Annotated in this window: 19 protein-coding genes; 12 read left to right on the top strand and 7 right to left on the bottom strand. The window is 64.2% G+C overall.

Going from position 1 to position 18,313, the window contains the following annotated elements:
* Nucleotides 1-132 precede the first annotated feature (132 nt).
* Nucleotides 133-1,293, top strand: coding sequence for a DUF2325 domain-containing protein (locus IFT60_RS09245; RefSeq protein ID WP_192051660.1), 1,161 nt, complete (start codon nt 133-135; stop codon nt 1,291-1,293).
* A 235-nt stretch (nt 1,294-1,528) separates the two neighbouring features.
* Here IFT60_RS09245 and IFT60_RS09240 read toward each other — a convergent pair whose 3' ends face one another.
* Both IFT60_RS09240 and rpiA read right to left on the bottom strand, forming a co-directional pair.
* A complete protein-coding gene (locus IFT60_RS09240; RefSeq protein WP_192051659.1) occupies nt 1,529-1,846 on the bottom strand; it encodes a hypothetical protein in 318 nt (105 codons plus the stop codon).
* Nucleotides 1,847-1,856: 10 nt separating this feature from the next.
* Entirely contained in the window at nt 1,857-2,534 is a 678-nt protein-coding gene (gene rpiA / locus IFT60_RS09235; protein ID WP_192051658.1) for a ribose-5-phosphate isomerase RpiA, read from the bottom strand.
* A 205-nt stretch (nt 2,535-2,739) separates the two neighbouring features.
* Here rpiA and IFT60_RS09230 point away from each other — a divergent pair, with 205 nt between their 5' ends.
* Genes IFT60_RS09230 through IFT60_RS09200 form a run of 7 tightly spaced genes read left to right on the top strand, consistent with a single transcriptional unit; the run spans nt 2,740 to nt 8,306 of the window.
* Entirely contained in the window at nt 2,740-3,951 is a 1,212-nt protein-coding gene (locus IFT60_RS09230) for an efflux RND transporter periplasmic adaptor subunit (protein WP_192051657.1), read from the top strand.
* Nucleotides 3,951-4,712 (top strand): ABC transporter ATP-binding protein, encoded by a 762-nt coding sequence (locus tag IFT60_RS09225; protein ID WP_192051656.1) that lies wholly within the window; start codon nt 3,951-3,953, stop codon nt 4,710-4,712. The genes IFT60_RS09230 and IFT60_RS09225 overlap by 1 nt, the downstream gene beginning before the upstream one ends.
* Nucleotides 4,709-5,932, top strand: coding sequence for an ABC transporter permease (locus IFT60_RS09220; RefSeq protein WP_229510758.1), 1,224 nt, complete (start codon nt 4,709-4,711; stop codon nt 5,930-5,932). Before IFT60_RS09225 ends, IFT60_RS09220 begins: the two co-directional genes overlap by 4 nt.
* Nucleotides 5,933-5,975: 43 nt before the next feature.
* Nucleotides 5,976-6,359: a hypothetical protein gene (locus IFT60_RS09215; RefSeq protein ID WP_192051655.1), complete on the top strand. Its 384-nt coding sequence runs from the start codon at nt 5,976-5,978 to the stop codon at nt 6,357-6,359.
* A 12-nt stretch (nt 6,360-6,371) separates the two neighbouring features.
* Nucleotides 6,372-6,839: an AAC(3)-I family aminoglycoside N-acetyltransferase gene (locus tag IFT60_RS09210; protein ID WP_192051654.1), complete on the top strand. Its 468-nt coding sequence runs from the start codon at nt 6,372-6,374 to the stop codon at nt 6,837-6,839.
* A gap of 25 nt (nt 6,840-6,864) precedes the next feature.
* Entirely contained in the window at nt 6,865-7,764 is a 900-nt protein-coding gene (locus IFT60_RS09205; RefSeq protein ID WP_192051653.1) for an alpha/beta fold hydrolase, read from the top strand.
* Nucleotides 7,765-7,811: 47 nt separating this feature from the next.
* A complete protein-coding gene (locus IFT60_RS09200) occupies nt 7,812-8,306 on the top strand; it encodes a YfbM family protein (RefSeq protein ID WP_192051652.1) in 495 nt (164 codons plus the stop codon).
* Nucleotides 8,307-8,320: 14 nt separating this feature from the next.
* Here IFT60_RS09200 and IFT60_RS09195 read toward each other — a convergent pair whose 3' ends face one another.
* From IFT60_RS09195 to IFT60_RS09185, 3 genes are all read right to left on the bottom strand, one after another.
* On the bottom strand, nt 8,321-8,818 hold the full coding sequence (locus tag IFT60_RS09195; RefSeq protein ID WP_192051651.1) for a hypothetical protein: 498 nt from the start codon (nt 8,816-8,818) through the stop codon (nt 8,321-8,323).
* Between the two features lie 221 nt (nt 8,819-9,039).
* A complete protein-coding gene (locus IFT60_RS09190; protein ID WP_192051650.1) occupies nt 9,040-9,558 on the bottom strand; it encodes a Rhs element Vgr protein in 519 nt (172 codons plus the stop codon).
* A gap of 84 nt (nt 9,559-9,642) precedes the next feature.
* Complete coding sequence (locus tag IFT60_RS09185) at nt 9,643-10,176, bottom strand: TetR/AcrR family transcriptional regulator (protein ID WP_197986262.1); 534 nt, start codon at nt 10,174-10,176, stop codon at nt 9,643-9,645.
* Nucleotides 10,177-10,307: 131 nt separating this feature from the next.
* On the opposite strand from IFT60_RS09185, the gene IFT60_RS09180 reads away from it, so the two are divergent.
* Nucleotides 10,308-10,646, top strand: coding sequence for a DMT family transporter (locus IFT60_RS09180; RefSeq protein WP_192051648.1), 339 nt, complete (start codon nt 10,308-10,310; stop codon nt 10,644-10,646).
* A 358-nt stretch (nt 10,647-11,004) separates the two neighbouring features.
* Here the strand turns inward: IFT60_RS09180 and IFT60_RS09175 are convergent, their stop codons facing one another.
* The gene (locus IFT60_RS09175) at nt 11,005-11,625 is read right to left on the bottom strand and encodes a bifunctional 4-hydroxy-2-oxoglutarate aldolase/2-dehydro-3-deoxy-phosphogluconate aldolase (protein WP_192051727.1); all 621 of its coding nucleotides are present in this window, start codon (nt 11,623-11,625) and stop codon (nt 11,005-11,007) included.
* Between the two features lie 13 nt (nt 11,626-11,638).
* Nucleotides 11,639-13,558, bottom strand: a complete 1,920-nt coding sequence (gene edd, locus IFT60_RS09170) for a phosphogluconate dehydratase (RefSeq protein ID WP_192051647.1) — start codon at nt 13,556-13,558, stop codon at nt 11,639-11,641.
* A 340-nt stretch (nt 13,559-13,898) separates the two neighbouring features.
* Between edd and pgi the strand changes: the two genes are divergently transcribed.
* The 3 genes from pgi to zwf all read left to right on the top strand — a co-directional run bounded on the left by pgi (nt 13,899) and on the right by zwf (nt 18,309).
* A complete protein-coding gene (pgi, locus tag IFT60_RS09165) occupies nt 13,899-15,539 on the top strand; it encodes a glucose-6-phosphate isomerase (RefSeq protein WP_192051646.1) in 1,641 nt (546 codons plus the stop codon).
* A gap of 35 nt (nt 15,540-15,574) precedes the next feature.
* Entirely contained in the window at nt 15,575-16,471 is an 897-nt protein-coding gene (locus tag IFT60_RS09160) for an SMP-30/gluconolactonase/LRE family protein (RefSeq protein WP_229510757.1), read from the top strand.
* A gap of 362 nt (nt 16,472-16,833) precedes the next feature.
* Complete coding sequence (gene zwf / locus IFT60_RS09155; protein ID WP_192051645.1) at nt 16,834-18,309, top strand: glucose-6-phosphate dehydrogenase; 1,476 nt, start codon at nt 16,834-16,836, stop codon at nt 18,307-18,309.
* Nucleotides 18,310-18,313 lie beyond the last annotated feature (4 nt).

The raw sequence follows: 18,313 nt of genomic DNA, 5'->3' as shown, positions 1-18,313 counted from the left end.
GTACCGGGTCCTCTCCGGGCCGCCCGATTCGCTTGAACGGAAATTCGCTTGCACATATGCCCACGATGGGTAAAATATAAATGAGAATGATTATCATTCATATTTTAGCCTTGTCTGCCATGAGGATTGCCAATGTGTGACAAACATGCCTTATCTCTTCCGACCTCGGCCGCCGCCCAAGGTTCACGCCGGCGGCGCTTGTGGGAACTCTCCCCTACCTGCCATTGCCCGCTGATCGGCGTCGGCCTGTCGATGGGGGGCTTGCGCAAGCTGGCCGAAAAATCCATTGGCAATCAACTGGGACTCGACGATTACGAACTGCATGTGGGTGTCGTCAACGAATGCACGGCGCGCAAGACCTTGTCCGAGGCGCTGCAGAAGGAGCTCGAGCGCCGCTATGCCGCCGAGGTCGCGCGCTTCCACAAAGCCAGGACCACGGACGAGGTGCAGGCCTTGTGGAAGGCAGCGGTCGCCGCGGGCAACATCGCCGGTGCGTACTGGGCCGGCCTCACCCACCCGCGCTGCACGCCGGCGCTGGAAGAGCAAATGACGCGCGACATCCACATGGTGCAGCACCAGGCCGGCGCCGGCGCCCGCGTCGACCTGGACAAGTACAACAAGCTGGTGCTCGACAACGCCAGGCTGGAACGCGAGCTGTCGAAAATGCAGGAACGCTGCAACGCGCTGGTGCAGGAGAAGGCAGCGACGGCGCGCGAGCACGACGCCGCGCTGATGGGTTTGCGCGCGCTGGCGATCGGCAAGGAGACCGAACTCGGACAGGCGCGCGCCGAACTGACGGCGCTGCGCGCGACGGTCCCGGAACTGGAAACGCGCAAGCGCCTCGCCAACCGCCTGGCCCAGGTGGAGGCGCGCGAAGGGAACTTGCGGGCGCAGCTGGCAGCGTTGAAGGAGGCGCAGGCGCCTGCGCTTCCGGTATCAGCGCCCGAGCCGCAGCCGGCGCCGCCTGTCGCCCAGCCTGTCCGCCTGGTCAACCGCAGCATCCTGTGCGTTGGCGGGCGCAGCGGCAACGTGCCGGTCTACCGCAGCATGATCGAACAGGTCGGCGCCCAGTTCGCGCACCATGACGGCGGCCTGGAAGACAGCAGCGGCCTGTTGGATGCCAGCCTGGCGGCCGCGGACCTGGTCATCTGCCAGACCGGGTGCATCAGCCATGGTGCGTACTGGCGGGTAAAGGATCACTGCAAGCGCACGGGGACGCAGTGCGTGTTCGTGGATAACCCGAGCGCGTCCAGTTTGGCGCGGACCTTGCGGGAAGTGGAGACGGCGTCGTGAGGTGATCGTTGAGGGCGCGTCCGTTCATGCGGTGAGCGGTGAGCATGCCCACCCTACGGTAATTGAGAGCACGTTTGTTCACGCGTTGAACCGCGTGGGCTCGGAGAGCCCACCCTACGGTGCACCGCTGCCCGTAGCAAGTTCATGGAACCATTGTGCACCGTAGGGTGGACTCCTGAGTCCACGCGTTCGTGCCCATGCATACCGCAACGTTCCCGATTACACGATTGGTCGCCTACATCTTGCGGCACTGCCGCAACTCGCAGCGCGCCATGAACACCTTGCCGTCGCTGCACTGCAGCCGGTACACCTCGACCGGCCCCGGCTCGGTGATCAGCCCGGCGCCCTGCCCGCTGCAGGCGTGCTGGCGCGCCAGCTGCTCGACCGTCACCGAGGAGACGCCGACGCGGTAAGGAACCCGCTCGACCGGCACATTAACTGACTGCGCGGCTTTGACAGATGCCGCAGCAACCGGCGCCGCAGGCATCGGCGAATTGAACATCGCGCAGCCGCTCAGGGCGGCCGCCACCATCAGCGCCAGCAATGTCCGCATCGCCGCTCCTTCAGAAGGTCAGGGTCTTCACGCCGTCGGCCATGCCGAGCAGGCAGACGTTGGCGCCGCGTTGCGCGAACAGGCCGACCGCGATCACGCCGACGATGCCGTTGATCTGCGTTTCCAGCGCCACCGGATCGGCGATCTGCAGGCCGACCACGTCGACGATCTCGCCGCCGTTGTCGGTGATGAAGGGCTCAATCCCGCCGGCCTTGGTGCGCAGGCGCGGCTGGCCGCCGAGGGCGGCGAGCTGGCGCATGACGGCGGCGCGCGCCATCGGAATCACTTCCACCGGCAGCGGGAAGCTACCCAGCGATGCGACCAGCTTCGAACCGTCGGCGATGCACACGAATTGCTTCGAGACCGAGGCCACGATTTTCTCGCGCGTCAGCGCCGCGCCGCCGCCCTTGATCATCGCGCCAGTGTCCGTGATCTCGTCGGCGCCATCGATGTAGACGGCGATCGACTCGACCTCGTTCAGGTCGAACACGGGAATGCCGTGGCCGCGCAGGCGCGCCGCGGTGGCTTCCGAGGAAGCGACGGTGCCCTTGATGCGGTCCTTGATCGTTGCCAGTTCGTCGATGAAGAAATTGGCGGTCGAGCCGGTGCCGACGCCGATGATTTCGCCGTCGACCACGTAATCGATGGCGGCGCGTGCCACGGCTTGCTTGAGTTCGTCTTGGGTCATGATGTCTGCAATGGTAAAGAGGAATGTCGCCATTTTAGCGGATCGCCACCGTCGCCTCGCCCGCCATATTCTCATTTGCCACATGCATATCCAATTCCAGTCCATATGCATCCAAATTGCATTGCCGAAAACACAAAAATCACAGACACTCAATTAATTGCAATTAATTGCAATTTAGCATCATCATTCCCATACAGGTCACCCGATGAAGATCTTTACCAAGAAGCGCGTGCTGGCGCTAGCCGCCCTGCTCGTTGCCGGCGCGGCCGCCCTCGCCTACGCTAAACTCAACAGCGAGCCGAAGACGCCGCCGCTGAAATACCGCGCCAGTGCGGTCGATACCGGCAGCATCACGCATACCGTGACGGCCACCGGCACCATCAATCCGGTGGCGCTGGTGAACGTTGGCTCGCAAGTCTCGGGCACGGTGGTCGAGCTGGAGGCGGACTTCAACGACCGCGTGAAAAAGGGCCAGGTGCTGCTGAAACTCGACCCGACCATCTTCAACGCCCAGGTCGGCCAGGCGCGCGCCAGCGTGGCCTCGGCCCAGGCTTCGCTGCGCCTGGCCCAGGCCAGCTTCGAGCGCAACAAGCAGCTCGTCGCCCAGAACTTCGTCTCCAGCCTCGCGCTCGACCAGTCGCAGCGCGAACTCGACGTCGCGCGCGCCAACGGCCAGCTGGCGCGCGCGCAGCTCGACCGTGCGCTGGCCGACGTCAACAACAGCGTGATCCGCAGCCCGATCGACGGCGTCATCATCAAGCGCACGATCGACCTCGGCCAGACGGTGGCGGCATCGTTCAACACGCCGAACCTGTTCCAGATCGCGCAGGATCTGACCAAGATGCAGATCGACACCAGCGTCTCGGAAGCGGACGTCGGCGCCCTGAAGGACGGGCTGCCGGCGCGCTTCGTGGTCGACGCCTACCCGAACCGCGAATTCAACGCCACCATGCGCCAGTTCCGCCTGGCGCCGAACGTGGTGCAAAACGTGGTTACCTACAACGTCGTGCTCGACGTCGCCAACGAGGATGAGCTGCTGAAACCCGGCATGACGGCGCAGGTGCGGCTGGTGGTCGACAACCGGCCCAAGGCGCTGCGCATCCCGACCGCCGCCCTGCGCTTCCGCTTGTCGGAAGAAGAGCAGGAAAAGGAACGCAAGGCGCTGGCCGACAAACAGGCGAAGGAGCCCGCCAACACGGCCGCCCTGCCGCCGCCGGAAGACGATTTCGCGCTTCAGAATACGGGCGCGACCGCGCGCATGTTCAAGGTCTACAAACTCAATGCGAAGAACGAACCGCAGCCGGTCGACATCCGCATCGGCCTGTCGAACTTCCGCTATACGGAGGTCGTGAGCGGCGACCTGAAAGTGGGCGAGCGCGTGGTCACGCGTTCGCTGGCGCCGGCCAAGGACATGTGATGGCGGAGGCATTGATCGACGCATTGATTGATATTCGCGCCGTCACCAAGAGCTACGTCTCCGGCAGCGTCGAAACGCCGGTGCTGTTCGGCGTCGACCTGCGCGTGGAGCGCGGCGACTTCATCGCGGTGATGGGGCAATCCGGCTCCGGCAAGTCGACGCTGATGAACATCCTCGGCTGCCTCGACCAGGCCAGCGGCGGCGACTATTTTCTCGACGGCGCCGACACGCGCTCGCTCTCGCGCCCGCAACTGGCTGCGATCCGCAACCGCACCATCGGCTTCGTGTTCCAGAGTTTTAACCTCATCAAGCGCATGAGCGTGGCCGAGAACGTGGCCCTGCCGCTGATCTATGCGGGCGTTGCGCGCGGGCGTGCGCTGGCCAAGGCGAAAGAGGAACTGGAACGCGTCGGCCTGGGAGAACTCGGCAAGCGCACGCCGAATCAACTCTCGGGCGGCCAGCAGCAGCGCGTGGCGATCGCGCGGGCGCTGGTGGGCGACCCGCCGCTGATCCTGGCCGACGAACCGACCGGCAACCTCGACACGCAAACCAGCGACGACATCATGCGCGGCCTGCAGACATTGAACCGCGAACGCGGCATCACCATCGTGCTGGTCACGCACGAACCCGACATCGCGGCCTGGAGCCGGCGCCTGGTGCGCCTGAAGGATGGCCGCGTGCTGTACGACGGACCCGCCGGCGAGGGCTTGCGCCAGCTCGCGGCCAGCCATGAACAGGCCGCCGCCGGGAGCCCGGCATGAAGGTGCTACAGGTACTCGTCGAAGCACTGCGCTCGATGGCCGCCAACCGGCTGCGCACCGCGCTGACCATGCTCGGCATCGTGATCGGCATCGCCTCGGTGGTGCTGATGCTGGCGCTGGGCGACACCATGCAGCGCTTCATCAAGAAAGAGATGCAGATGCTGGGCACGAACATGGTCTACGTGTTCCCGGGCGGCGACCGCACCCAGGCGCAGCGCATGCGCAGCGGCGCCGCGCCCTCGCTCACCGTGGCCGATGCCATCGCCCTCAACCGCCTGCCCAGCCTTGCCGGTGCGGCCCCTGCGCTGCAGGGCAACTTCAAGCTCGCCGCCGGCAACGAGACCGCGGCGAACCTGGTGCATGGCATCACGCCGGCCATGTTCAAGATCCGTAACTGGAAGATCGACCAGGGCAGCATGTTCACCGACGACGACGTGCGCGCCGCCGCGCGCATGGTAGTCATCGGCCAGAAGGTGGCCGACCAGTTCTTCTACCGCCAGGACCCGCTCGGACGCTACCTGCGCATCGAAAACGTCGCCTTCCAGGTGATCGGCGTGCTGCAGGGCGAAGGCCGCCAGCTCGACGGCGACGACCTCTCCGAAATGGTGCTGGTGCCGATCACCGCCGCCCGCGCCTACATGGTGCGCGGTCCCTTCCCCGACAACGTCCACTACATCGCCGCCCAGGGCAAGAGCGACGGCATGCTCGACGATGCCATCGAAGACATGAAGGAAACCCTGCGCGACCGCCACCGCATCAAGTTCGAGGAACCGGACGATTTCAAGATGCAGAACATGGCGACTTTTGCTGCCACCGCCGGCAAGATCAGCGCCGGCATCGCCGCCCTGCTCGGCCTGATCGGCGGGATCTCGCTGGTGGTGGGCGGCATCGGCATCATGAACATCATGCTGGTGTCGGTGACCGAGCGCACGCGCGAAATCGGCATCCGCATGGCGATCGGCGCGCGCCCGCGCGACATCCTGCTGCAGTTCCTGGTCGAGGCGGTGATGATCTGCCTGGCGGGGGCGGCGGTCGGCATCGCGATCGCCGCGGCCGGCGCGGCGGCGATTACCGCGGCGGCCGAATTCGACGTCAAGGTCGGCCTCAGTGCGGTGCTGGTGGCCTGCGGGTTTGCCACGGCGGTGGGCGTGTTCTTCGGGTTTTATCCGGCGCGCAGGGCCTCGCGCCTGCTGCCGGTGGATTGTTTACGTCATGAGTAGAGTGGACAATATGGTCGCATTTCGTAGCCTTCTGCTAGCCTGCATGGTCACTCTGCCGTTCGGCGCGCATGCCCAGCGCGTGCCGGACGTCGAGAAGGAAAAAGCAAAGCTGGTCTACCGCTTGTACCAGGCCACCTACGGCGCGCAGCAGCGCTGCGGCGCGTCCGCCGGCGCCAGCCACGGCGAAACGCTGGTGCGCTTCCGTGCGGCCTATCCTGAACTGGTCGGCCTGCTCGATGCCTCGCCCTACCTGGCGCAGGCGAGGGACCGGTATACGGCACTGCAGGACAGTGGCGCGCTGCCGCAACTGGATAACGCAGGCTTGCGCCGCGAGTGCGAGGGGCTCGAAGCGATCCTGCGTGCGCTGATCGATGCACAGGGCAGCGCCGAGGCGGCCGCCGGGTATGTCGACTTGTTGAAAAAGTAGCAGCGCAAAGCGATGACGACCATTCTCCAGCTCGGACCAGGCGACGCCGGCCTGATGGACGCGGTGCTCTCCCTCTTCGGCGAGGCGTTTGACGATCCGGCCTCGTACACGAGCAAGCGTCCAAGCGCCGATTACCTGCGCCGGCTGCTCGGCGGCGACAGCTTCATCGCGCTGGCGGCGCTCGACGACGACAAGGTCACGGGCGCCCTGTGCGCCTATGAACTACGCAAGTTCGAACAGGAGCGCAGCGAAATCTACATCTACGACCTGGCGGTGGCGGCGATGCACCGGCGCCAGGGCATCGCTACTGCCCTCATCCGCGCGCTGCAGGACATCGCCGCCGCGCGCGGGGCATGGGTCATCTTCGTGCAGGCCGATACCGCGCCCGAGGATGCGGCGGCGATTGCGCTCTACACGAAACTCGGCAGCCGCGAGGACGTGCTGCATTTCGATATTCCCGTCACCCGGACGGACCACTGATGTATCCCGAACAGGAACCAGAACGATGAAAACGATTTTCCCGCGCCGCACATTCACGGCGGGCGCACTCGCCCTGCTGGCAGCCCTGCCCCTCGCCAGCGCATTCGCTGCGCCTTTCGCCTCGGAGCGCATCAGCGTGCGCACCGAAGGATCGGGCCCCGACGTGATCCTGATCCCCGGCCTGAATTCCTCGCCGCGCACCTGGGCCTCGACCGTGGCCGCGCTGCCGGGCTACCGCTATCACCTGGTGCACGTCGCCGGCTTTGCCGGACAGCCGGCCGGCGCCAACAAGGAGGGTGCGGTGGCGGCGCCGGTCGCCGAAGAAATCGCGCGCTACATCAAGGAATCTAACCTCAAACAGCCGGCTGTCATCGGCCACTCGATGGGCGGCACCATCGGCATGATGCTGGCGGCGCGCCACCCGGAGGCGCTGTCGCGCCTGATGGTGGTCGATATGGTCCCGTTCCTGGGTACCTTCTTCGCCGGCCCGGGCGCCAGCGCCGCGCGCGTCGAAGCCGTAGGCGACCAGATCGCCGCCGGCATGCGCGCCACCCCGCCGGACCAGCGCTCGAAGCGCGCCAACGACACCATCGCCGGCATGGTCGACACCGAAGCGATGCGCCCGGTCGCGGTCAAGGATTCGATGGAGAGCGACGCCGACGTCGCCATTCGCGCCTACCGCGAACTGATCGTCACGAACCTGATTCCCGAACTGCCGAAGATCGCGGTGCCGGTCACGGTGCTGTACGTCCAGCCGAAAAGCGTGCCGATCCCGGCCGAGCAGTTCGATGGCGTCTACAAGGCTGCGTACGCGCTGCTCAAGCACCTGACCATCAAGCGCATTCCGGACAGCGCGCACTTCATCATGTGGGACCAGCCGCAGCGGTTCCAGGCGGAGGCGAAGGCCTTCCTCGGCGCGCCATGAGTTCGGGCTGGCGCGGCAAGATTGTGTAGTCAACAAGGAGATCAAGGATGGGAATCATTGTTTGCTTCACGGCGCTCCCGCCCCAGGAACTGGCGCGCCTGCGCGCCCACCCGGACGACGTCGACCAATACCTATATCCGAAAGACGGCGATGGCGAGCCGCCCAATTATTTTAGTCTGGACAAAGAGTGGCATGGCATTCACTACCTGCTCACCGGCGAGGCGGAAGGCGGCCCGCTCCCGCTTGCCCTGAGCATCATGGGCGGCGAAGAATTCGGTCCGGAACTGAGCTTCGGGCCGGCGCGTTTCCTGACGCCGGACGAAGTCGCGGCCGTTGCGCTAGCGCTCATTGGCGTGACACCGGCGGTCCTGGCCGAGCGCTACGATCCGCAGGATATGGAGGCCAAGGAAATTTATCCGGAAATTTGGGTCAGGGATGACACCGAGGCGCTGAGGTATCTGCTGCAATCCTTTACTCAGTTGCAGAAGTTTTATACCGATGCAGCCGCACGTGGCGACGCGGTCATTCAGTGGCATAACTGACTGGCGTACGCGCTTTATTTAAGGCGGGCGCGGCCGGCGTGGGTTTGTCCGCAAGCACTGCCTCGCGAACTGCCTGCACCGGCCTGGACCACGGCAGTGCCGCCGCTGCTCCCACGCGCCAGGCAAAAGCGTGCGTCATACCGTAGCGGTGCCGCCGCGCTCTTGCCGGGGCGGGTATCGATACGCACCGTGTAGACAATCCCGCCAGCCAGTTCGGCTGCCGGCGTTTGCGGCAGCGCCTGCACCCGGCCGCCGTAAGGGATGCACATGCTGAAGGCGAGCGGAAAGGTACGCTCGCGCGGCATCGCCATGCGCCACATCGTGCGCTGCCCCGCCGCAACCGTCACCGACTGGAAATCCGGATTGCCGCTGCGCTTCTCTTCACGGTCGGTGATCGTAAAGCATGGCAGATTGTTTTTCCCAATGCGTACCTCCGCCTCACCGATGCGCCGCGCCGCCTCTGCCTGGACGGTAAGCAAGCTGGCAAGGCATAGGGTCAGAAGCAGCTTCATGAGGGTCGGAAAACAGGAAGTGGCGAGGAGGAGTAAGCCTAATATGTTGCCGCGCTGCAGCATTGAGGAATGTCAAAGCCAGGGTGGCGGCGTGGCGAAATGACACGGTGTGCAAAGTTCACTGAACGAGCGACCCACCGCTCGCGCCCTACCGCGCACACGCGAGCGGACGTAGGGTGGACGGGTCCCCCGTCCACGCGTTCAGCGCACCGTTGCCCTCGTCATCTCGCCCAGCGGCTCAGCGGCAAGCGCACCAGCTTGCGCGCAAGCCCCCGATGCAGGTTGTCGGGGTTCGCCGGGTCAAGCAGAAAACCACGCAGCACCCGCTCATACAACGCGAGATCGTTCTGGTAACGCCGCTGGCGCATCGCCTCTGGCCGCCCCAAAAACTTCAGCACGAAGTAATCGGCCAGCAGGTCGCCCTGCGCTTCCATGTTGTAGTCGGCCAGCGTCGCGTCTTCGTGCAGATCGTAATGGTACGGCAGGCCGATGCGCACCGCCCCGCGCAGGCGCACCGGGTAGCCGAGCTGGTGCTGCCAGACGTGAACCATCTCGTGCATGAACCAGTGCTGGCCGGTGACGTTCGCCTGAGAGTAATCGTCGAGGAAGCAGGAATGGTGGAAGTACATGCTGCCATTTGGCGTCATGCAACAGTTCTTCGGCTGGAATGGCATGTAGCGGCGGGCGTGGATACGTACGCGCGAATAATCGATGGCGTCGCGAAACAGCTGCGAGGCCATGATGATTTCGCCGGCAGTGAGGAAACGCTGCAGACCCAATGCAGATACCCACCGCCAGTCTCTTCGCACTGGGAGCATATCGTTTTAGGCTTTTCCTAAGAATTCACTCATCAGCGCAGCAAGTTCTTCTCGCTCTTTAGCGCCAATATCGTAGGTACCAAGCACATCAGAGAGCCAAAGCCCATCTGCCGCCAACCGAACGAGTAACGCACTTGTGGAAGGAGCCTGGTCAAGAGCACGCTCCCCTTTGAGCCGTTCGCTCCAGCGTAACGCGATACTGCGATCAACGACACTCGCCACCAGCATGGCACGCCATCCTTCTGCATCTTCAGAAGAAGGGGCATTCAGCGAGAGACGCGCGTATCGCAATGCTGCCGGAACAGAAGCGTCTTCCAAGGCCAACGCATCATCGAACTCTTGAAGAAACGCCTCGCCTAGAGCCGCGAAGAGCTGCTCCCTTGTACCGAAGTGATGCTGTACCGCGCCCTTGCTTACGCCAGCAGCATCCGCAATCGAACCGATGGAAACCGCTTGCCCCTCGCTCAACAAGGAGGTTGCAGCATTGATCAGCCTGTTCCGCACCTGCTCAGGTTGTCTCGGGGGGCGTGAAGTGGGCATTTTAGTAGTCATATTTAGATTTTACAGTACGAATGTATTGTACAATACGACCGTATCGTAAATTTCAGTTGGAACAGCGATAGCGATATAACGCACCAGTTGTTAAATTGACCAAAATAAAGGAAAAAAGTATGTTTCAACTGTCTTATGTTTGGCTTGCGCTTGCAATATGCGCAGAGGTAGCAGGCAGCGCGTTCCTGGCGAAATCCGAACAGTTTTCTCGACTGGTGCCGAGTGGGCTGGTAGTTTTTTTCTACGGACTTGCCTTTTACGGACTTAGCCAAGCATTAAAGAATATGCCATTGGGGATTGCTTACGCTATCTGGGCTGGCTTAGGAATCGTCCTGACAGCCGCAGTCGGGGTCGTCGTATTCAAGCAAAAACTTGATCTCCCGGCTGTTGCGGGAATCGTGCTGATCGTCGTGGGAGTTGTGGTGATGAACGGTTTTTCGAAAACCGCCTCGCACTGATAGTCGAGCACCTATCAACGTCGCGTACACCTCTAAAAAACCGGATGGTCGGATAAGCACACGCTGTTAATTCAGGTCCAAGCCACCTTTCGCTTGGTGTGCAGACTGCCACAATTTGACCATCTCGTGCATGAACCAGTGCTGGCCAGTGATGTTCGGCTGAGAATAATCGTCGAGGAAACAGGAATGGTGGAAGTACATGCTGCCGTTCGGCATTATGTAGCAGCTCTTCGGCTGAAATGGCATGTAGCGCCGCTGGTGGACGCGCACACGCGAGTAATCGATGGCGTTGCGGACAGCGGGGACGCCATCGCAATGTCGCCGCCGTCAGCGAGCGCCAACGGCGGTTCAACACACCTTATTTGCGCAGCGCCGCCGCAGCGCGCGCCAGTTCCGTAATGCGATCCCAGTCGCCCGCCATGATCGCATCCTTCGGCGTCAACCACGAACCGCCAACGCAAGCGACGTTTTTACATGCCAAAAAGGCCGGTGCGCTGTCGATCGAGATGCCGCCGGTCGGGCAGAAGGTCACGTCGGACAGGGGGCCGGCGATCGCGTTGAGCATGCCGACGCCGCCCGCCGGCACGGCCGGGAACAGTTTCAGTTCGCGAAAGCCCGCCTCGCGTGCGACCATCACTTCGGAGGGGGTCATCACGCCTGGCAGCAGCGGCAGGCCGCTGGTTTTCGCCGCTTCGATCAGGCTCGGGGTCAGGCCCGGGGAGACGCCGAACACGGCGCCGGCGTCGCGCGCGGCGGCGAATTCGGACGGTTGCGTCAGGGTGCCGACGCCGACGATGGCGCCTTCGACCCCGGCCATGTCGCGGATGGCTTGCAGGCCGTGTGCGGTGCGCAGGGTCACTTCCAGCACGCGAATGCCGCCGGCAACCAGGGCTTTGGCCAGCGGTACGGCGTGCGCCGGGTCGTCGATGGCGATCACGGGAATCACGCTCGCCGAGCGCATGATGTCGAGTACGGTCATGGTCGTAGTCATATTATTTCTGGGTTTTGAACAAAAAGTCTTCGTCGGAGCCGGGCATGATTTCGCCGCTGTCGGCGCCTTCATGCAATGGCGTGGTGGTGTGGCGTGGCGAGGGCAGCGGGAAGGTGGCCGCGCCCTCTTCCGCGGCGCTGCTGGAATTGCGGAACATGCCGAACAGCTCGCGGCCCATGCCGATGTGGCTCGACGAGATGTCGGCCGTGACCTGCTTGCGCGCTTCCCAGACGTCGGCCGGCACCAGCGCCTCCAGGGTGCCGGTGGCGGCGCAGACACGGATGATGTCGCCGTCGCGAACGCGGCCCAGCGGGCCACCGGCCAGGATCTCCGGCGAGACGTGGATCGCCGCCGGCACCTTGCCGGATGCGCCCGACATGCGGCCGTCAGTCACCATCGCCACGCGGTGGCCGGCGTCCTGCAGGTTCGACAGCGCCGGCGTGAGCGCGTGCAGTTCCGGCATGCCGTTGGCGCGCGGGCCCTGGAAGCGGATCACGGCCACGAAGTCGCGGTTCAGGTGCCCCGCTTTGTAGGCGTGCATGAAGTCTTCCTGCGAATTGAAGGTCAGTGCGGGCGCTTCCACAGTCTGGTGCTCGATCTTGACGGCCGAGACTTTCATCACCGCGCGGCCGAGGTTACCCTTGACCAGCACCATGCCGCCGTTGCTGCTGAACGGATTGGTATGCGGGCGCAGCACCGACTCGTCGCCGGATTGCGCCGGCACGTCGCGGAACACGGCATTGCCGGCCTCGTCCAGGAACGGCTCCTTGCAGTGCTTGCGCAGGCCATGGCCGAGGATGGTGTTGACGTCCTCGTGCGCCAGGCCCGCGTCGAGCAGTTCGCGGATCACGAAGCCTGGGCCGCCTGCGGCCTGGAAGTGGTTGATGTCGGCGTCACCGTTCGGATAGATGCGGGTCAGCAGCGGCACGACTTTCGACAGTTCGTCGAAGTCGTTCCAGTCGATGACGATGCCGGCCGCGCGCGCGATCGCCACCAGGTGCAGCGTGTGGTTGGTCGAGCCGCCGGTCGCGTGCAGCGCGGCGATGGCGTTGACGATGCTTTTCTCGTCGACGATGTGCCCGACCGGGATGTAGTTGCCGCCCTGTTGGGAGATCGCCACCGCCTGCTGCGAGGAGGCGCGCGTGAGTGCGTCGCGCAGCGCTGTGCCCGGCGTGATGAAGGCGGCGCCCGGCAGGTGCAGGCCCATCATCTCCATCAGCATCTGGTTGCTGTTAGCGGTGCCGTAGAAGGTACAGGTGCCGGCGCCGTGGTACGACGCCGATTCGCATTCGAGCAGTTCCTCGCGCGTGGCCTTGCCCTGCGCGTAAAGCTGGCGTATGCGCGCCTTTTCCTTGTTCGACAGGCCGGAAGTCATCGGGCCGCCGGGCACGAACACGGCCGGGATATGGCCGAAGTGGAGTGCGCCGATCAGCAGGCCCGGCACGATCTTGTCGCAGATGCCGAGGTACAGAGCCGCATCGAACATGTTGTGCGACAGCGCGACGGCGGTCGCCATGGCGATGGTGTCGCGCGAGAACAGGGAGAGTTCCATGCCCGGCTGGCCTTGCGTGACGCCGTCGCACATGGCCGGCACGCCGCCCGCGAACTGGGCCACGGCGCCGACCTCGCGCACAGCATCCTTGATCACTTTCGGGAAGTATTCGAACGGCTGGTGCGCCGACAGCATGTCGTTGTACGACGAGACGATCGCCACCGACGGCTTCTTCTGTTCGCGCAGCTTGAGTTTGTCGTTCTGGGGGAAGGCGGCGAAACCGTGGGCCAGGTTGGTGCACGACAGCGCGCCGCGCTGCACACCCTGGATGCGTGCCGCCTCGAGGTGCGCGAGGTAGGCCGCGCGCGAGACGCGGCTGCGCTCGATGATCCGGTTCGTTACCTGTTCAACTACGGGGTGCAGCGCCATGATCGTTCCTTCGAAATTGGATTCTGAAATTTTACTACGAAATAGAAATGGGGGTTGGGTGGGAGTTTGGTTTTTCGAACCGGTGCCGTGCGTTGGCGCGTGGGCTCGGAGAGCCCACCCTACGGTGCACGACCTGCCGAGGTACAAAAATCATGCCGTTAACAGTTGCGCACCGTAGGGTGGGCTCTCGAGCCCACGCGGATCACCGGCTGATCAGCAACACCGTTTCGACCAACCCGGGTGCCGCGCACGCCTCATCATGTAGTGAATTTACGCGCCATTCAATGTAATATTCGATAACCTGTCCAAAACAACATCGCGCACGCTTATTTCATTATTTATGACCACGCCACTCACCAGCACGACCAGTTTCCAGGCCCTCGAAACCCATGCCATCGAGGCGGAAGACTGGGAGATGCGGCACCTGTTCGCAGCCGATCCGCAGCGCTTCGAGCGCATGTCGATCGAGGCCGCCGGCCTGTTTCTAGACTATTCAAAAAACCGTCTTGACGGGCGCACGCTTGAACTGCTGGCGGAGCTGGCGCGCGAGCGCGGCGTGGAAAGCCGGCGCGACGCCATGTTCGCCGGCGAGAAGATCAACAACACCGAACAGCGCGCCGTCCTGCACACCGCCCTGCGCGCCCCGCGCGACGCGGCGCTCGTCGTCGACGGCCAGGACGTGCTGGCCGACGTGCACGCCGTGCTGGCGCGCGTCAAAACCTTCACCGATGCCGTACGCAGCGGCGACTGGCGCGGCCATACGGGCAAACCGATCAGCGACATCGTCAACATCGGCATCGGCGGCTCCGACCTGGGTCCGAAGATGGTCTGCCTGGCGCTGCGCCAGTACAGCCACCCGAGCTTGAACATGCACTTCGTCTCGAACGTCGACGGCCACGACATGGACGCGGCGCTGGAAACGCTGAACCCGGAAACCACCCTGTTCATCATCGCCTCGAAGACCTTCACCACGGCCGAGACCATGATGAACGCGCAGACCGCACGCATGTGGTTCCTGGCCCATGCACAGGAAGAGGCGCTGGCCAAGCATTTCGTGGCGGTGTCGACCAATGTGGAAGCCATTAAAACCTTCGGCATCGACCCGGCCAACATGTTCCCGTTCTGGGACTGGGTGGGCGGGCGCTATTCGGTGTGGTCGGCGATCGGCCTGCCGGTGGCGCTGGCGGTCGGCTTCGGCTATTTCTCGGACTTCCTGGCCGGCGCCCACGCCATGGACCAGCATTTCCGGACCGCGGCCGTGGAGGAAAACATGCCGATGCTCTTGGGGCTGGTCGGCTTCTGGAACCGCCAGTTCCTCGGCTGCACCTCGGTCTCGATCGCGCCCTACCACCAGGACCTGAACCGCTTCCCCGCCTACCTGCAGCAGCTCGACATGGAGAGCAACGGCAAGCGCGTGACGCGCGACGGCGAAGCCGTCGACACCCCGACCTGCCCCGCCATCTGGGGCGAGCCGGGCACCAATGGCCAGCACGCCTACTTCCAGCTGCTGCACCAGGGCACCGACGTAACGCCGATCGACTTCATCGCCGCGCTGCGTCCGGCGCATGAGCTGCAGCACCACCACACCGCCCTGCTGGCGAACTGTTTCGCGCAATCGGAAGCCTTCATGAAGGGCAAGACGATCGACGAAGTACGGCAAGACCTGCAGGGCCAGGGCCTGTCGCTGAGCGAAATCGAACGCCTGGCGCCGCACAAGACCTTCCCCGGCAACCGGCCGAGCAACACGATCCTGATGGAATACCTGACCCCGGCCACGCTGGGCGCGCTGATCGCACTGTACGAACACAAGACGTTTGTCCAGGGCGTGCTGTGGGACCTGAACAGCTTCGACCAGTGGGGCGTGGAGCTGGGCAAGGTGCTGGCCAAGCAGGTCGAGGCGGAACTGAAGGGCGAGCCGCGTCCCGAGGCGCACGACAGCTCCACCAATGGCCTGATCGCACGCGCCAAGGCCGCCGTATGACGATGAATTACGCAGTGAACCACGCAGGTAGCGATATGAAAACGCTGAAATTCGATGTCGTCCACAACGACCCAATGCTGGTCGGCGAGTGCCCGCTCTGGCACGACGTGGAGTCGGCCCTGTACTGGGTCGACATCAACGGACTCACCGTCAACCGCGTGCACCCGGCCAGCGGCAAGTTCACGAGCTGGAAGATGGGGTCGGAACCGTCGGCGATTGCCGTCGACGGCAACAACAACCTGGTCGTGGCCACCCGTAAAGGCTTCATCCGCCTGAACACGACCAGCGGCGAGATCACCGACATCTGCCCCGCCCCCTACGACACGGCGATCACCCGCTTCAACGACGGCCGCGTCGATCCGCAGGGGCGCTTCTGGGTCGGCACCATGTACGAGCCGCGCGACAAGCCGGCCGCCGAGATGTACGTGCTCGAGCGCGACCAGCTGCGCCTGGCCTGGTCGGGCGGCATGACCAACTCGAACGGCCTGGCCTGGGCCCCGGACGGCGCCACCATGTTCCACGCCGACACCACCAGCCACCGTATCGACCGCTACGACTTCGACGCCGCCGGCGGCACGGTGGCCAACGGGCGCAACCTGGTCACCTTCTCGACCGACAAGACCTCGGCCGACTACGGCGGCCGCCCGGACGGCGCCGCGGTCGACGCCGACGGCAATTACTGGATCGCGATGTTCGAAGGCGGCCGCCTGCTGAAACTGTCGCCCACGGGCGAACTGCTGCGCGAAGTGCAGCTGCCGCTGCGCTGCCCGACGGCGGTGGTGTTCGGCGGCAGCGACCTGCGCACCTTGTATGTCACCAGCGCCAGCCATGGGCGCTCGGCGGAGGAGCTGGCGCGGTATCCGTTGACGGGCAAGGTGTTGTGTATCAAGCTGGATGTGGCGGGGCTGGTGCAGCCGGAGTACAAGCGCTGATTGTCGACGCATTCGCAAGGGACGTAGGGTGGGCGGCTATACCCGGGTATGTGATCATCCGCAGATTGAATGCCGCCCACGCGTTCAACCATCCTGCGCACTGCCGCGCGATGCTTGCGTGCGTTGAACGCGTGGGCGGCATCCACGCCGCCTGTCCGCAAACCGTCGGGTATAGCCGCCCACCCTACGGCCCTCCAGCACGCCGCCCGGCGATGCAAGTGACCCGAACGGCCTCTCCCACCTGCTTGTGGCACTATCAAACGCGCTCATTCCCATGTACGTAGTAGAGTTTCTTGCCAACCGCATATTCGTGTAGTAAATTTACACAATCAGCAACTCTCTCCATTCCGCGACTCCGAACCATGGCCCTTTCCGATTTCGACCTCGTCCTCTTTGGCGGCAGCGGCGACCTTGCGATGCGTAAACTCCTGCCCGCGATGTATGCGCGCGACGTCTGCACCGACCTCCCCGCCACCGCCCGCATTATCTGCGTCGGCCGCGACGAGATCACGCAGGACGCATTCCTGGACTTCGTCGACACGCATTCGAAGCAGCACATCAAGGACCAGGACAGCGTCGAGGAAGGCAAATGGCAGCGCTTCCGCGAGCGCATCACCTATGTCGCGCTGGACGCCACCGATGTGAAAACCTTCGGCCCGCTGGTCGAGGTCTTGCGCGACGACGCGGCGATCACGCGCGTGTACTACCTCGCCACGCCGCCGCAGCTGTTCGCCCGCATCTGCGACAACCTGAAAGCCACCGGCCTGGCCACCCCGGCCTCGCGCGTGGTGCTGGAAAAGCCGCTCGGACGCGACCTCGATTCGGCCAAGCAGATCAATGCCGACGTCGGCAAGGTCTTCGCCGAGTCGCAGATCTACCGCATCGACCATTACCTGGGCAAGGAGACCGTGCAGAACCTGCTGGCGCTGCGCTTCGGGAACGTGCTGTTCGAACCGCTGTGGCGGCGCGAGTGGATCTCGGACGTGCAGATCACCATCGCCGAAAAGATCGGCGTCGGCAACCGCCTCGGCTACTACGACAATTCGGGCGCCCTGCGCGACATGCTGCAGAACCACCTGCTGCAGCTGCTGTGCATCGTCGCCATGGAGCCGCCGACCTCGATCGCGCCCGACGCCGTGCGCGACGCCAAGCTGCAGGTGCTGCGTTCGCTGAAGCGTTTTACGCCGACCACGCTCAGCCAGAACATCGTGCGCGGCCAGTACCGCGCCGGTTTCGTCGACGGCCAGGCCGTGCCGAGCTACCGCGAGGAACCGGACGCACCGAAGCAGTCGAAGACCGAAACCTTCGTCGCCATGAAGGCCGAGATCGACACCTGGCGCTGGGCCGGCGTGCCCTTCTATCTGCGCACCGGCAAACGCATGGCCGACCGCCTGGCCGAGATCGTGGTGCGCTTCAAGCAGATCCCGCATTCGATTTTCAACCAGCCGACGTCGAGCTTCCAGCCCAACAGCCTGGTGATCCGCCTGCAGCCGGACGAGGGCTTGTCGCTGAACCTGATGGCCAAGACGCCGGGCGACTCCATGCGCCTGAAGCAGGCCGAACTCGAACTCGATTTCCGCGAGCAGTTCAAGGCGCCGCGCATGGAAGCCTACGAGCGGCTGCTGCTCGACGTGCTGCGCGGCCAGCTGACCCTGTTCATGCGCGGCGATGAACTGGAAGCGGCCTGGGAATGGGTCGAGCCGATCCTCGACCACTGGGAGCAGGACGACACCGCGCCGGTGCCCTATGCGTCCGGCACCTGGGGGCCAGCCTCCTCGTCGGCACTGATCGGCCGCGACGGCCTGCAGTGGCGCGAAGAAGCACTTCCGGAAGACTAAGCAG

Source organism: Massilia sp. CFBP 13721 (genome assembly GCF_014842025.1).
In the GTDB taxonomy this organism is placed as follows: domain Bacteria; phylum Pseudomonadota; class Gammaproteobacteria; order Burkholderiales; family Burkholderiaceae_D; genus Telluria.
Note: the sequence above shows the minus strand (reverse complement) of the source record. Positions and strands in the feature narration are given on the sequence as shown.

What these genes read in the sequence shown, in the direction of transcription:
- IFT60_RS09175 (WP_192051727.1), bottom strand. Translation starts at nt 11,625, where the DNA reads ATGACCGTACTCGACATCATGCGCTCGGCGAGCGTGATTCCCGTGATC.
- IFT60_RS09180 (WP_192051648.1), top strand. Translation starts at nt 10,308, where the DNA reads ATGTTTCAACTGTCTTATGTTTGGCTTGCGCTTGCAATATGCGCAGAG.
- IFT60_RS09245 (WP_192051660.1), top strand. Translation starts at nt 133, where the DNA reads ATGTGTGACAAACATGCCTTATCTCTTCCGACCTCGGCCGCCGCCCAA.
- IFT60_RS09225 (WP_192051656.1), top strand. Translation starts at nt 3,951, where the DNA reads ATGGCGGAGGCATTGATCGACGCATTGATTGATATTCGCGCCGTCACC.
- IFT60_RS09205 (WP_192051653.1), top strand. Translation starts at nt 6,865, where the DNA reads ATGAAAACGATTTTCCCGCGCCGCACATTCACGGCGGGCGCACTCGCC.
- pgi (WP_192051646.1), top strand. Translation starts at nt 13,899, where the DNA reads ATGACCACGCCACTCACCAGCACGACCAGTTTCCAGGCCCTCGAAACC.
- IFT60_RS09210 (WP_192051654.1), top strand. Translation starts at nt 6,372, where the DNA reads ATGACGACCATTCTCCAGCTCGGACCAGGCGACGCCGGCCTGATGGAC.
- IFT60_RS09215 (WP_192051655.1), top strand. Translation starts at nt 5,976, where the DNA reads ATGGTCACTCTGCCGTTCGGCGCGCATGCCCAGCGCGTGCCGGACGTC.
- IFT60_RS09190 (WP_192051650.1), bottom strand. Translation starts at nt 9,558, where the DNA reads ATGGCCTCGCAGCTGTTTCGCGACGCCATCGATTATTCGCGCGTACGT.
- IFT60_RS09185 (WP_197986262.1), bottom strand. Translation starts at nt 10,176, where the DNA reads ATGCCCACTTCACGCCCCCCGAGACAACCTGAGCAGGTGCGGAACAGG.
- zwf (WP_192051645.1), top strand. Translation starts at nt 16,834, where the DNA reads ATGGCCCTTTCCGATTTCGACCTCGTCCTCTTTGGCGGCAGCGGCGAC.
- IFT60_RS09220 (WP_229510758.1), top strand. Translation starts at nt 4,709, where the DNA reads ATGAAGGTGCTACAGGTACTCGTCGAAGCACTGCGCTCGATGGCCGCC.
- rpiA (WP_192051658.1), bottom strand. Translation starts at nt 2,534, where the DNA reads ATGACCCAAGACGAACTCAAGCAAGCCGTGGCACGCGCCGCCATCGAT.
- IFT60_RS09160 (WP_229510757.1), top strand. Translation starts at nt 15,575, where the DNA reads ATGAAAACGCTGAAATTCGATGTCGTCCACAACGACCCAATGCTGGTC.
- IFT60_RS09195 (WP_192051651.1), bottom strand. Translation starts at nt 8,818, where the DNA reads ATGAAGCTGCTTCTGACCCTATGCCTTGCCAGCTTGCTTACCGTCCAG.
- edd (WP_192051647.1), bottom strand. Translation starts at nt 13,558, where the DNA reads ATGGCGCTGCACCCCGTAGTTGAACAGGTAACGAACCGGATCATCGAG.
- IFT60_RS09230 (WP_192051657.1), top strand. Translation starts at nt 2,740, where the DNA reads ATGAAGATCTTTACCAAGAAGCGCGTGCTGGCGCTAGCCGCCCTGCTC.
- IFT60_RS09200 (WP_192051652.1), top strand. Translation starts at nt 7,812, where the DNA reads ATGGGAATCATTGTTTGCTTCACGGCGCTCCCGCCCCAGGAACTGGCG.
- IFT60_RS09240 (WP_192051659.1), bottom strand. Translation starts at nt 1,846, where the DNA reads ATGCGGACATTGCTGGCGCTGATGGTGGCGGCCGCCCTGAGCGGCTGC.